This is a genomic window from Flammeovirga agarivorans (genome assembly GCF_012641475.1).
Classification (GTDB): domain Bacteria; phylum Bacteroidota; class Bacteroidia; order Cytophagales; family Flammeovirgaceae; genus Flammeovirga; species Flammeovirga agarivorans.
On sequence record NZ_JABAIL010000004.1, the window covers coordinates 179280 to 194505 of the forward strand.

Sequence of the window (15226 nt, forward strand, 5' to 3'; positions counted from 1 at the left end):
TATGACAAAAAGATATCTATTCATAATCTCGCTATTCATTTTTCTTTCTAACATCGCTTATTCTCAAGTTACTTTGAGTGGTGTCGTAACACTTTCCACTACTCAAAAGTCAGAGGCGGGTGTTGATGTTTTTGTTAAAGGTACTTACAGTAAAGTAGTCACTAATAAGAAAGGTTATTATCAGATTAAAGGTTTAAAACTTGGTGAAACCTATACCATTGGAGCCTTTAAATACGGGTTTTCACCAGTTGAAAAGGTGATTAAGGTGGATAAGAAAAATATTCAGATCAATTTTACATTAAGACCATTAGAGAAAGTTTTGGATGAAGTGGCTGTAATTGATCAAAACTCTGAGGCTGAAATCACAAGGTTAGAAGCTGTTGAGGGAACTTCAATCTATGAAGGAAAGAAAAGTGAGGTAATTAATATAGATAACTTAACGGCCAACTTAGCAACAAACAATTCAAGACAAGTATACAATCGAGTACCAGGTTTAAATATTTGGGAAAGTGACGGAGCTGGTATACAGTTGGGTATTGGAGGTAGAGGATTAAGCCCTAACCGTACTTCAAACTTTAATACTAGACAAAATGGTTATGATATAGCAGCAGATGCATTAGGGTATCCTGAAAGTTATTATACACCACCTTTAGAAGCTGTTCAAGAAGTACAGATCGTAAGAGGAGCAGCATCTTTACAATATGGTACTCAGTTTGGAGGACTCTTGAACTTCAAAATGAAAAAGGGAAATCCAGAAAAGCCATTTGAATTTCAGACAAGACAAACGGTTGGTTCTTTTGGGTTATTTAACTCATTTAATAGTATTGGTGGACAGAAAGGTGATGTCAATTATTATGCAATGTACCAATACAAAAGAGGAGATGGATGGAGACCTAATTCTGGGTTTAATGTTAATACTGTTTTTACAGGTGTTGAATATGAGGTAAATGATAAATTCAAAATAGGAGTAGAGTTTACTCATATGGACTATTTAGCTCAACAACCAGGTGGATTAACGGATGAAGAGTTTTACAAAGATCCAAGAGCATCATATACTGATCAGAATTGGTTTAAAGTAAATTGGAACATTGCGTCTGTGAATTTACAGTATCAATTTACACCTAAGGCTAAGATTGAGATGAGAAATTTTGGTTTGTATGCTTCAAGAGATGCCTTAGGTATTAATTTGAATAAAGAGAATCCATACAGTGAACCGAGGTTATTAGTATCAGACCAGTTTAGAAATGTGGGTTCTGAGATCAGATATATGCAGCATTATGATATTAATGGAAAATCAAATGTGTTTGTATTAGGAACTAGGTTATATCATGGTAATGATGATAAAAAACAAGGTGATGCTAGTGATGGTAATGATGCAGATTTTACTTTCTCGCATCCGGATAGCTTATTATCAGATCATAATTTCCAGATACAGAACTATGCATTCTTTGCGGAAAACATTTTTCAAATTACAGATAAATTTTCAGTAACACCTGGTATACGTTTTGAGATTATTAAAACTACAGGTAAAGGATATTATCAAAAAATATTCTTTGAAACAGGGGATGACGGTTTAATAGAAAAAATTACTAGACCTGAACAAGATAATATTATCAACGACAGAACTATTCTTATTGGTGGTGTTGGGGTAAGTTATAAACCTAATAATGATCTTGAGGTTTATGCTAATGTATCTCAAAACTATAGAGCAATTACTTATTCTGATTTGAGATCGTTAAACTCGAATATCAGAATTGATCCTGATATGAAAGATGAAAGTGGATACTCAGCGGATTTGGGGGTAAGAGGTAGTTTGCCTTGGTTATCTTATGATGTGAGTGGTTTCTATTTAAGATACAATGATAAAATAGGTTTAGCGAATCCAGCGAACCCAATTCGTACCAATATTGCAGATGCCTATACACTAGGTGTAGAATCTTATGCAGAATTCAAACTGTTAGAGATTTTATCTCCTTTATCGGATTATAGATTTAACGTGTTTGGCAATGTAGCTTTTATTCAAGGAAAATACATTTCAGACGATCGAGTTTATGATGGAAATGATGTTGAATTAGTTCCTCCTTTTAATATTAAGAGTGGTATTAATACAGGATATAAATCCTTCAACTTGTCTCTTCAATATACTTATGTTGAAAAGCAATACACTGATGCCGCTAACTCTGAAAAGCCATTGCCTGACGGTATTTATGGTCCAATTCCAGCATATTATGTAATGGATTTGTCGATGAAATATGTGTATAAGTGGTTTGGTGTTGAGACAGGGATAAACAACCTGACGAATAATATGTATTTTACTAGAAGAGCGACAGGGTATCCTGGGCCGGGTATTATACCTTCTGATGGACGTAATTATTATGTGACTTTACAGTTCAAAATATAGAAAACGGCTTATTCTTGTTGGTTTAGTATGCTTGCAGCTATTATTATCTGCGTTTTCTTGTATGCCTTAATGTTTATGATAAATTTGTAATTTGACAAAGATGAAACTTTGTTCATTCATTTAACTTGAATTCATCCACTCATAATAATTTAGCATGGCAAAGAGTATCGACGAAACTAAACTGCAACGTATTAAAGAAGCAACAATCGAAATGGTTGTATCAAAAGGATATGGAGGGGCTTCTGTTTCGTCTATTGCTAAGAAAGCTCAAGTAGCGGATGGCTATTTATACAGACATTACCCTAGTAAAGCAGCATTAGTACAAGCATTATATTCTTCTAATATTGAATACTTCCGAAACTTAATTTTTAAGTACATGGAAGAACATGAGAAATTAGAAGAAGTGATTACACATTTTTGTTTCGAGATTTTTACCCTCGCAAATGAAAACCCATCAAGAGCAAAATTTATCAATATGTTGATGAACGATTATACATTCTTGATGTCAAAAGAAATGGTATTAAAAATTCCAGAATCTTCAAAGAGGATGGTGGAAAGAGGTCATAAAACGGGAGAGGTTTCAAAAGAAATAAACGTTGAAATGTTCAACGCTGTATTCCCAGCAATTCCTATCCAATATGCATCGGCAAGAGCAACTGAAGTATTTAGTAAGGAGAAACTTACTGAGGAGGATGCTAAAATTGTTGCCCGTTTATGCATAAATGCTTTAGCATAATCATTCTATTATTCAAAGAAAAATACAGTTGAAACCGATGTAAAGTTTAACTATTTTAAGGATGTCGAAATAATTTTTTGACTTTCTTATGACTTTGAATAACTTTATAGAACATTTTTCTGTACGTAATTGTTTACACAGAAAAACACTCTTTGCTTAATTTCTATTAAGTAAAGTGCACAATCTTGAAAATGTCGTGTAAAAGGAGTAGTAGCCTTTTACAATTTATATTACTGAAGGTTAAAACAGACGGGTAAATTATCCGTCTTTTTTTGTACATTTATTTTTTTGATTATTTCATATATAAATACTGACATTCCGGATGTACAAGCATTTTTTTTCCCTATTGTACTTTTTTGCTTTAACGACATTATCCACTGCACAATCTAAAAATGATGTTATTACTAAGTTTAATGAATATCTATTAGAAGCCAAGAATGGAGAATATCATTACCAACCAGATTCAACAGCAAGACTTGATACTGTCTATCTCAACAGTAAAAAGAAAAAACTTATTTTATTTTTAGGTAAACAATTTGAATACAGGCCTGTAAGAAATGAGGATGTCGAAGATGTCTATCAAAAAATAAGATTGCATCTTGGAGATACTTATAAACAATATGATATCACATTGTTTGTAGGTAAATCAGATAAATATGAAGCGAAAAAATTAGCTAAGAAAAATAAGTGGCCAATTGCTCCAAAATGTGAATTTAAAGATCTGATTCCCAATATCAACAGATATAAACACACAGTTGATAAATCAAGAAATTTAACAAAGATTCCTCATAAACACCTTCCTCATGTAATTCGAGTAGATCAAGATAAGTATACCAAAGGGCTTTACGGAAAACATATAGCCTTATGGAATTCTCATGGTTGGTATTATGAAAAATCTCAAGACAGATGGGAATGGCAGAGAGCGAGGTTGTTTCAGACGGTCGAAGATCTTCTTCCTACTTCATTTGTGTTGCCATATTTATCGCCAATGTTAGAAAATGCAGGAGCGAATGTTTATATGCCTCGGGAAAGAGATATTAAAATTCAATCTCTAGTGGTCGATAATGATGGGGATCGAAATGGATATTCAGAGAAAGGGACAATTTATGCAGGAGGGAATGGTTTCCTTCATAAAGAGGTATATAATGATAATGAGCAGCCTTTCTCCTTGGGTACTTATAGAAAGTTCAGAGCCAATAAGAAAAAGGAAAATGTGATTCACTGGTCAACATTAGGTCAGGTGAAAGGGAATTTTGCTGTATATATTTCTTATGCTTCATTACCAATGAGTGTTGACGATGCTACGTATACTGTACATCATCAAGGTCAGCAATCAATATTTAAAGTCAATCAGAAGATGGGGGGTGGTACTTGGGTTTATTTAGGCCATTTCTATTTTGATGGATCTGAAGGAGAGGGAGTGAAGTTATCTTCTTATTCCAAGCATAACGAAAAGATGATTACCGCAGATGCTGTTCGATTTGGTGGAGGAGTTGGTAATATTCAGAGAGGAGGATCGACAAGTCGAAGAGCAAGGTTTTTAGAAGGTGCAAGATATAATTTACAATATGCAGGAGCTCCTCTTAATGTATATACACCCAACGAAAACAAAAATGATTACAAAGATGATTACCAATCTAGAGGGGAATGGGTGAATTGGATGGTAGGAGATACCTATGCGTTAAACCCTGAAATAGAAAATAAAGGATTAAATATTCCAATAGATTTATCATTAGCATTGCATACCAATTCTGGTATTTCAGAATCAGATACGACAGAAGGAACATTGTTGATTTACAGTACAACTGACATGGAGAAGAATTTAATTTTTCCAGATCAACAATCAAGATATACCAATAGAGATCTTGCTGATATTGTACAAACCCAAATTGTAGATGATATCAGAGTTTTATATGATTCTATATGGAATAGAAGAGAGTTATGGGACCGTCGATATAGCGAAGCTGTTTACCCTAACGTTCCTACAATTTTAATAGAGCTACTTTCTCATCAAAATTTTAAAGACATGAGGTTTGCTATGAACCCTAAGTTCAAATTTGATGTAAGCAGAGCGATATATAAAGGGGTGCTTAAATATTTAGCGTATCAATACAACCAACCATATATTGTTCAACCATTAAAACCGGTAGCATTTTCAACATCGTTAAGTAATGGAGAAGCTATATTACAGTGGAAGCCCCAACTTGATCCATTAGAAAAAACGGCTGTTCCTACTTATTTTAAAGTATATACTAATATTAATAACAAAGGCTGGAGTAAAGGAGAAGTAGTAAAAGAGGCATATCACAAGGTTAAGGTGAGCAAAGGGGACATGTACCGATTTAAAGTAATAGCTTTTAATGAAGGTGGACAGAGTTTTCCATCAGAAGAACTGGCCTTGGCTGATTTTGGAAACAAACCCTACTTGATTGTCAATGCATTCGAAAGAGTGTCGGGGCCATCTATAGTTGTGTCAGAGAATTTTAGTGGTTTTACAAACTTAGATGATGGTGTTGCAGATAATTATGATGTAAGTTTCACAGGTCATCAATATGATTTTAACCCTGCTTCTGAATGGATTGATGACGATGCTCCAGGTCATGGAGCAAGTTATGCAGACTTAGAAACGACAGTTGTCAATGGGAATTCTCATGATTTTACTAAAATTCATGGTGAAGCATTTTACTATCTACAGCAATCTTTTGTGTCAGTAAGTAAACAATCTGTAGTAGAAAACACTGTGCGTTTAACGGATTATCAGTTTGTTGATCTCTTATTTGGAGAACAAAAATCCACTATGAATTCTCAAAAAGATAGCATTGAATATGAATGTTTTGATGATGTATTTAAAGACCGAATTAAGTCATTTTTGGATAAGAAAGGGAGTCAACTATTCTTATCAGGAGCATACATTGGTACTGATTTATTCTATTCAGAAGATGGGGTAAATAAAGGCCGTAAACATCCAGATGCAATATTTGGTAAGAACTATTTTCATTTTATAGGAAGGAGCAATCATGCAGACCGTTCTGGAAATATTTATGCTACAATGAAAGAATTTCCAAGTTTTAAAGACCTGACCTATGCTAAAAGCTATTCTACTTCACTATATCCTGTAGAAGCCCCGGATGCAATAGATGCAGCAGATAAATCTACAAAAGTAATTGCAAGGTATGTTAGTAGTAATAAATCTGTGGGTATAGCCTACAAAGGAGACAAAAATGCAGTAGTTGCTTTAGGAATTCCGTTTGAGACGATTAATAAGGAACAAAAACGTATTGAATTGATGAGGGAAATCATTGAATATTTTAAATAATGCAAAGTTTGTTGAATATTCATTCATTTATTTCTTAAATTGTATTAAAAACGTTAAGGTTGATAAATTTAATAGACCATAACTTACTACAATACGTCTATATAAGAGATTGAAAAAATAAATCGTGTTATGAAAAATCAAGAGAACGAAACAATGGTTCTTTTCACTTGATAAACAAACTAAACAAGCTTCAAGGCATATAATGCCGAATTTAAGAAAGCACCTTTAAGGTGCTTTTTTTTATGCCTAAAACACTATGAGCTAATTATTAATTTTTCAGATTTATTGTACATGTTATTATTTAAATAATTTTTTGAATTATTAGATTAAATTATATAATTTTGAGTTATTATTTAAAATTAGTCTAAATAAAATAGGGCTACTCAATTTTATAATGAGGACATTAATACTACTTCTTCTTTCTTGTCTAATTGTTACCAACCTTTTAGGGCAAAGCAAAATTACTGGTCATGTTCAACTGAATTCTGAAAACGCTATAGGGGCATTAGTTTTCTTAGATAATGGGGAATTCCATAAATCACTAGTTGATGAAAATGGTGAATTCTATTTTGAAAATGTTCATTTTGGAAAACATACTCTTGAGATAAAATTTCTGGGAGCTAAAGCATATCAAAAAGACCTTGATATAACAAAAGAAGAATTCAATTTGAATATATCTTTAGAACCTAACTCTGAAGTTTTAGGTGAAGTAACAGTAATAGGTGAAAGTGAATCTACAAAATTGCAGCAAGAGCCTATTACAATCAGTTCTTTAGATATTAAATCATTAGATCAACAATCACTTGGTGCACAAGAAATACTAAAACAGACTACCGGTGTTGTGGTAAGAGAACTGGGTGGATTGGGTAGTAATGTAAACGTAAATTTAAATGGTCTAACAGGTAAATCAGTAAGAATTTATTATGATGGAATTCCACTTGAAATCTATGGAGGTGGTATTCAATTAAATAATTTGCCTGTTGATATGTTAAGTAGAATGGACATCTACAAAGGTGTAATGCCTGTGGATGTCGGAACAGATGCTTTAGGTGGAGGTATCAATATGGTTCCCAAGCGTAATTTTGGAGACTTCCTTAATGTATCCTATTCTATTGGGTCTTATAACACACAGAGAGCTACTTTTTCAGCTGGAAAAAAAATAAATAACCATATTTCATTGAAGTTATCGTCATTCTTAAATTATTCTGATAACGACTATGTAATGAGAAAAATCAAAAACCTTAATGAGGAAATTGATAAAAATGGTTTTCCGACTTATTCAGAATCAGTTATAAATGCAAGAAGATTCCATGATCAACACTTTTCAACTTTTGTTGATGGTTCCGTTGTATTTCAAAACTTTTCTTGGGCAAATGAATTGTCTTTATCGGTTTCTTACAGCAAAAGGGATGATCAATTAATGAATGGACCTAGACTTTATAATACAGCTGCAGGTGAAGCTGAAAGAGGTTTGGCGACCTTTTCTGAGAGAATTGATTATAGGAAAAAGTTCTTTAATAATAGGCTAGAGTTAAGATATTTTGGAGTATTCTCACAAACTACAGATTATACATACGATAGTACTATGGCAAAATATAATTGGAAGGGTGAGCTTTTCTCAACAGGTAATGGTAAAGGTTCTGAATTAGCTTCTAGAGCTACTTTAAGAGAAGGAGAGAATTTCGGGACAGCACATAGAGTAAACGTTAAATATGAACTATCCGAGTCATTGACATTTAAGGGAAGTAATTTCTTTAGATATTCAGAAATAAAGGGTAATGACCCTGCAGGTGTTCGTTTAGATATAGGAGGTAATATAATTGACCCTAACACCATACCTTCAAACATTAAACAAAATATTTTTGGTGCTGAATTGGCAAAAACATTCTTTAATAAAAAAATTACATTAGTCGGCTTCTTTAAAAACTATACATATCATGCTAAATCTATAGATATTTTAGCAGATAATGTATCTGAATTACCAATAAGAGAGGTTAATGAAGACTTTCAAGGATATGGATTGGCACTGAAGTATAAACTATTAAAGAATTTCTTAGTAAGAGGTAGTTATGAAAAAGCGGCTAGAATACCTACAGAAAGAGAAATATTTGGTGATTATGGTGTCATTTTGCCCAATTATCAACTAAAGCCAGAGCGAAGCAATAATTTTAATCTTGGCTTACAGTTTAATAAAAGGTTTAATGTAGACAAAAAACTTATCCTGCAAGCTGAAGGTTTTATTAGAAATCGAGAAGATTTGATTCGATTGGATGACTATGGTCCTGAAAATGCCATTTTTGTAAATGAATCAAAAGTCGATGGGTACGGTATAGAGTTATCAACCACTGTTGTACCTGTAAAGAACCTTTCGTTCAATATTAATTTTACAAAGCAAACAAATAAGATTCAATCTACAAGCTTAAACCAAAATGCTATTCAGGATGCTGAACTACCAAACATTCCGACATTATTTTATAACATAAATACTAATTATAGAATAGAAAATATACTGGTTAAGAGTCTTAATCTTAATCTTTTCGCAAACTATATTTACACTGGAGAATACAGTATTAACGAGGTTAGAGATATTGAAACAGCAAATCCTGACTTTATAATACCAGCCCAGCATTTAGTGAATACAGGACTTACTGTTGAGCCTGCCGTGGAAAGATTATCAGTGAATTTTACAGTAAGAAATGCACTGAATAGACTTATTTATGACAATTTCAGGGTGCCAAGACCTGGTATCAACTACGCCTTAAAGGTGAGTTATCATTTATAATTTTTTCAATAATGAACTATTTTAATTATTTATTCAAGGTAGCATGTGTTACTTTACTTTCAAGCTTACTTCTTACTTCATGTGAGGAAACTACTGACGAAAACTTAGAGTTAGAAGATCAAACTACTGGTCTAGATCCTGACTCTTACAAGAATTCAGGTTTTGTAATTACTGGTACTACATTAACTTCAGCATTTGCTGCTTATTTTGAAGAAGTACCAACTGGTACAGTAGATTTGTCTCAAGGGACAGATTTTCAAAGATTTTGGCCAACAGCAATTTATAATTCTCAAATGTTCTTACCTCGTCCTGACGGTGCCGCAGGTTTTGCAAGAGTAATTGTAAATAATGATGGTGAGTTTGAAGTTGCAGGTGAAATTCCTACAATTGATGGCGGATCATTTAGATTAGCGGTAAAAGATGAAACTATTGGTGTTTATCAAGACCGAGCTACTCCAAATGCGATTACAGTTTTTGACCCTAGCACTTTAGAAACTTTAGGTACAATTGATATGTCAGAAGGTATTAAACCGATGGACCTTGATAACAGATACCAAAGATTTGTTTTTAGAGGAGACGATGTCTTCGCACCAATCAGAGAAAATGTAGATGGTAATATTTACAGTGGTTTCTATTTACACCAAGCAAACTTGGAAACTAGATCATTTGTTGGTGATACATATGTAGAGAAGCCATATTCTGGTGGTGTTTTAACGGTAAATAACTTTGGTCAAGGATTACTAGATGATAATGGAAATTTATACTTCCAAGATGGTGGTTCAATTGGTTCAGGTAACTTTTCTGCTATTTATAAAATCCCAGCAGGTAGTAATGAGATTGATACAACTTATGTATTTGAACCTATTAAAAGTTTGAACCCATTAAATGTGTTCTATCCAACAATGAATGGGTTTAAGTTAATTGGTGGCTCGAAAGCTATTGCAAAAATTAATCTTGAGGTGCCTCAGGACGCAATAGATTTAATCAATGCTTTACCTGGTAATACTTTTGAAGAAAAAATTGCAGCATTAAGACAAGATGCAGTTACCATGAATACTATTAGTGGTATTTTATTTTCTGCTGAGACAGCATCTTGGTGTGAGTTGGATCTAGAGGCAAAAACTGTTACACCGATTCAAGGAGCACCTAAATTAGGAGCGAATTCAACAGGCTCAATTATTTTTGAATTCGATGGTGATATCTATTTTCCAATTGCTACAAAAACAGAACAATCTTACTATAAATATACTCCAGGAACTGCAACAGCTTCAAAAGCATTCGATGTTACAGGAGCTGATTTAGCTGGAGCTTTTAACATTGCCAATAATAATTAATTGGTAATCTAAATTATTCAAATAAGCACATGAATTACCTTTTGGTAGTTTATGTGCTTACCATTTTAACTAAATTATGGCTCTTTTTCTTATTACATTATCATCCTTCTGTTTTTATAGTACCTCTAAATACTTTCCTTCCTCACTTATTGATTGGATGAATTTCAATTCTAGAATAAAAAATTTAATAGGAATAGTATTAGGTATTGTAGCTTTTGTTGTTTTTAGGTTACACTATGACACACCAACCTCCATCGTTTATTGGTTGATGGCCTATATGTGCTTTCTTCCTCTAATCATTATCACTGTAAAATTGAATGTAAAACTTATTTGGTTTTGGGGTGTATTTCATCTGTTTTTAATCACTATCGGAATAATATAAATATGCCTGCTCAAACTAAATATTTATCATCAACAGGAACTCAAATAAGTAAATTTTTTGCGGCTTTCTTTGGAGGATACTTTGCAACAATGATGATCCATTTAGCGGTATCAACATTATTTAAAGATGATACTCCGGTGTTATTAACCTCTACATATACATCATTTTTCTGTTGGGTAGGATTGATGTTGTTGGTCTATTATATCAAGAAAGCTTGGGTTGCATGGACAGTGATCCTTGGTATTATTACTATTTTTTCCATCATATTCTACATTTAAATCATGAAACTTAAAGGGCTAAAGAATAGAGACTATAATGTAATGTTCCATGTTCATACAGTGTCAGGTATCGTCATCAGTTTTGCACTGTTTATTATATTTTATGCGGGAGCATTCTCATTATTTAGAGATGAAATTGTCCAATGGGAAAATAAGGACCTAAGATACCCATTAACTGAAGAAATTAATATTGCTAATGCTATTGAAAAAGTAGATGAAGCATATAATTTACATTATTATGAGATAGCGAATATTATCTTACCATCTGAACATGCACCTGTTTATAGTATTTATGCTTCTCATGTAGAAAATGATACTACTAATACTAGAATGGCAGCATATTATCACGAATCATTAAATAAAATCCAGGATTTAAAAGCTCCGCCAACAACAGTAGGTGAAACATTATACAGGCTTCACTTTTTTGATCAAATTCCAAATGTAGGAAAGTACATCTCAGGTCTTGTTGCTTTATTTTTCCTTTTTGCTACCATATCAGGGATCATCATACATTGGCAGAATATGTTTACAAAGTTCTATGCAATTGTATTTGAAGGGAAATGGAAAAATATATGGACAAATATGCATACTGTATTGGGGTTAATAGGTATTCCATTCCAATTGATATATGCTGTAACAGGTGCATTTTTTGGTTTACTCACTTTTATATTAATACCTACAGTACTTTTAAAATACGATGGAGATCAGAATAAAGTCCTTCAAAAAATTAGGCCTTACGATAGAATAGAAGTAAAAGAGGATGCTTCATTGGCTAGTAATAATATACCCATTGATGAGATATATAAAAATATAAAACGAGCATATCCAAACCATGAAGTGCAAACGGTACGTATGCGTAATTATAAAAAAGAAGATGGTTTTGCAATTTGGCATTTAGCTAGTGAAGAAAGTATTCTTAGTAATGGAGCAGTTGTGACCTTTCTTAAAGATGGTGTGATAAATCAAGAATATAGTGTTTTTCCACACAACAAAGGTTATAGTTTAGCGGTATTAGATTACATATCGAAATTACACTTTGGTAATTTTGGTGGTCATACAATGAGAGTAATATACTTTGTTTTAGCCATGCTTACTTGTATCATGATTCTTTCGGGTGTCATGATTTGGCGAAAAGCAAGGGACAATAAGCGATACTCCGAAAAGCAAAGAAGTTTTCACCATAAGGTAACGAAATCATATCTTAGTATTTGCCTAAGTTTATTTCCAGCTACTGCTCTTTTATTTATTTTTAATAAGATAGTACCCCTTGACCTTCAAGATAGAACTTTATATGTTAACCTTTTATTTTTTGGTTTATGGGTCTTGATGTCAGTAAGTGGTTATTTTATAGAAAAATACTCAACGCTCAATAAAGTATTTCTAATAAGTGGAGGTGTAATTGCTATTTTGATTCCTTTTGTAAATGGTATTGTAACTGGGGATTGGTTTTGGAATACTCTTTTTACATACTCAAATGTAGCAATAGTTGATATCTTCTGGTTATTTACAGGTATTTCAGGTTTACTATTTTCAAAATTTAATATAAATCAATCACCTAAAGATTCTAACCATAAAAAGTTTGAAAAGGAACTTGCTACTACCTATTAATTGATTAGAGTAAGTAGTTAATTTTACTTTCAAAAGTACTTTTCTCGCAGTATCTTCGCCATGTCAAATCCAAAGAGAGAAATTTTTTATTATGACTAAGATTCTGATCAAAAATGCCCAGATCGTAAATGAGGGCAAAACGTTTAAAGGTGATGTAAGAGTAGTTGATGGTGTAATTGATAAAATTGCAACTTCTATTCAAGCAGAAGACGAACAAGTAATTGAAGCAGAAGGTAAGCATTTATTACCGGGCTTAATCGATGATCAAGTTCACTTCAGAGAGCCAGGTCTAACTGAGAAGGCTAACATCGAGACAGAATCAAGAGCTGCTGTTTCAGGAGGTGTCACTTCATTTATGGAGATGCCTAACACAAAGCCACCTACTGTAACAATAGAAAAGTTAGAAGAAAAATACAGCATTGCTGAGAGAACTTCATTAGCGAACTACTCGTTTTACATCGGTGCTTCAAACGATAATTTAGAGGAAGTATTAAAAGCTGACCCTAAGAATGTTTGTGGTATTAAGGTGTTTATGGGGTCATCAACAGGAAACATGTTGGTAGATAATGAGGAAACTCTAGGAAACCTATTTAAGAATGCTCAGATGATTATTGCATCACACTGTGAGGATGATCCAATGATTGCTGAGAACTTAGAGAGATATAAAGAAAAGTACGGAGAAGATATTCCAATGGAATGTCACCCAGAAATCAGAAGTGCTGAGGCATGTTATTCATCTTCATCAAAGGCAATTGCATTGGCAGAAAAGCATGGTGCTAGATTACATATTCTTCATATTTCTACAGCGAAAGAATTGGAACTATTCAGAAATGATATTCCATTAAAAGATAAGAAAATCACAGCAGAGGCATGTGTACACCATATGTGGTTCTCTGATGAAGATTATAAAGAAAAAGGAGCATTTATTAAGTGGAACCCTGCTGTAAAGACTAAAGAAGATGGAGCGGGTATACTTCAAGGTGTTCTTAATGACAAAATTGATGTAATCGCTACAGATCATGCACCGCATACCTTAGCCGAAAAGTCAAATAAATACCTTTCAGCACCTTCTGGAGGACCATTGGTACAACACTCTCTTCAAGTACTAATGGATTTCCATAAACAAGGTAAAATCTCCTTAGAAAAAATTGTTGAGAAAGCATGTCATAACCCTGCAATCTTGTTCGATGTTGAAAAACGTGGATACATTAGAGAAGGGTATTGGGCAGATTTAGTATTGGTAGATCTTAATGCTCCTCAAAAAGTAGATAAATCAAATCTTAATTATAAGTGTGGATGGTCTCCATTTGAAGGTCATACCTTCTCATCAAGCATTACACACACTATTGTATCAGGGCATTTAGCCTATGAAAATGGTACTTTCCATGAAAGTGTAAAAGGAAAGAGACTGACTTTCAGTAGATAATTTTGTATTTAATTTTGTTTGCGATGTAAAGTTTGGAAAATAATACTATTAATTCCATATTTGCATCGCAATCATATGGCGATCGTAGCTCAGTTGGTTAGAGCACCGGTTTGTGGTTCCGGGGGCCGTGGGTTCGAATCCCATCGTTCGCCCAAGAGACTTATCAGAAATGGTAAGTCTTTTTTTTGTCTTTATTTTTTAGTACTGCTTAGAAATAATACTATTAAAATAGGAAGGTAATAAGAGAAGAAGTCTAATTGAGTAGATGAAAAGCCTCAATAAATTACTTTTTTGAATGATTTTATAAATTTATTCAATTGATTAATAATGGTTTGAATTCCATTTCATTTTGTTTTGAAAAAAATATTAGGATTAGACATTGTATTATTCTTACCTTTGCACAGCAAAAAATAAAACGGCGATCGTAGCTCAGTTGGTTAGAGCACCGGTTTGTGGTTCCGGGGGCCGTGGGTTCGAATCCCATCGTTCGCCCAAGTTTTATTTTTTTGTTGGTTATGGCGATCGTAGCTCAGTTGGTTAGAGCACCGGTTTGTGGTTCCGGGGGCCGTGGGTTCGAATCCCATCGTTCGCCCAAAAGCTTATCAGAAATGGTAAGCTTTTTTTTTGTGCTTTTATTGAGAATAACCATATTCTGAAAGTAGATAGTCGTTTTTCGAAGGTTAAAAAATGGGAGTAGACGTTTATGAAAATGAATCTATTCTAAAAACCATTTTTTTATCTTTATTATGAAAAATACATTACTTCTAATCTCATTGGTTATTGGTCTAAATATTTCTGCTGTAGAAGCTGTTGAAGCTGGAAACATCAATAAGAGTATCAGAAAAGAGGTGAAAGCTTCTTTAAGAAGAAAGAAAAAGCAGAAGAAACAAAAGAGACGTTTCTTAAATAAATATTATGGTAAGTCTCATAATGGTTTAAAACATAAATAAGACATACTAAGTA

General features: G+C 33.2%; 9 protein-coding genes and 3 tRNA genes. All 12 read left to right on the top strand.

Going from position 1 to position 15226, the window contains the following annotated elements; translation table 11 throughout:
• The first annotated feature begins 1 nt into the window (after position 1).
• The 12 genes from HGP29_RS13735 (at position 2) to HGP29_RS13790 (ending at position 15213) form a co-directional block, all read left to right on the top strand.
• Positions 2 to 2401, top strand: coding sequence for a TonB-dependent receptor domain-containing protein (locus HGP29_RS13735; RefSeq protein ID WP_168882998.1), 2400 nt, complete (start codon positions 2 to 4; stop codon positions 2399 to 2401).
• Positions 2402 to 2555: 154 nt separating this feature from the next.
• Positions 2556 to 3137: a TetR/AcrR family transcriptional regulator gene (locus HGP29_RS13740; RefSeq protein ID WP_168882999.1), complete on the top strand. Its 582-nt coding sequence runs from the start codon at positions 2556 to 2558 to the stop codon at positions 3135 to 3137.
• Between the two features lie 322 nt (positions 3138 to 3459).
• Positions 3460 to 6453, top strand: a complete 2994-nt coding sequence (locus HGP29_RS13745) for a golvesin C-terminal-like domain-containing protein (RefSeq protein WP_168883000.1) — start codon at positions 3460 to 3462, stop codon at positions 6451 to 6453.
• 394 nt (positions 6454 to 6847) lie between these two features.
• Entirely contained in the window at positions 6848 to 9235 is a 2388-nt protein-coding gene (locus HGP29_RS13750; protein WP_168883001.1) for a TonB-dependent receptor, read from the top strand.
• 11 nt (positions 9236 to 9246) lie between these two features.
• Positions 9247 to 10569, top strand: a complete 1323-nt coding sequence (locus HGP29_RS13755; protein ID WP_168883002.1) for a hypothetical protein — start codon at positions 9247 to 9249, stop codon at positions 10567 to 10569.
• 384 nt (positions 10570 to 10953) lie between these two features.
• The gene (locus HGP29_RS13760; RefSeq protein ID WP_168883003.1) at positions 10954 to 11229 is read left to right on the top strand and encodes a hypothetical protein; all 276 of its coding nucleotides are present in this window, start codon (positions 10954 to 10956) and stop codon (positions 11227 to 11229) included.
• A 3-nt stretch (positions 11230 to 11232) separates the two neighbouring features.
• Complete coding sequence (locus HGP29_RS13765) at positions 11233 to 12837, top strand: PepSY-associated TM helix domain-containing protein (protein ID WP_168883004.1); 1605 nt, start codon at positions 11233 to 11235, stop codon at positions 12835 to 12837.
• Between the two features lie 91 nt (positions 12838 to 12928).
• Positions 12929 to 14263, top strand: a complete 1335-nt coding sequence (locus HGP29_RS13770) for a dihydroorotase (protein WP_168883005.1) — start codon at positions 12929 to 12931, stop codon at positions 14261 to 14263.
• Between the two features lie 78 nt (positions 14264 to 14341).
• A tRNA-His gene (locus HGP29_RS13775) sits at positions 14342 to 14415 on the top strand.
• Between the two features lie 266 nt (positions 14416 to 14681).
• Positions 14682 to 14755 (top strand) — tRNA-His (locus HGP29_RS13780).
• A gap of 26 nt (positions 14756 to 14781) precedes the next feature.
• Positions 14782 to 14855 (top strand) — tRNA-His (locus HGP29_RS13785).
• A gap of 154 nt (positions 14856 to 15009) precedes the next feature.
• Positions 15010 to 15213: a hypothetical protein gene (locus HGP29_RS13790; RefSeq protein ID WP_168883006.1), complete on the top strand. Its 204-nt coding sequence runs from the start codon at positions 15010 to 15012 to the stop codon at positions 15211 to 15213.
• Positions 15214 to 15226: the final 13 nt, after the last annotated feature.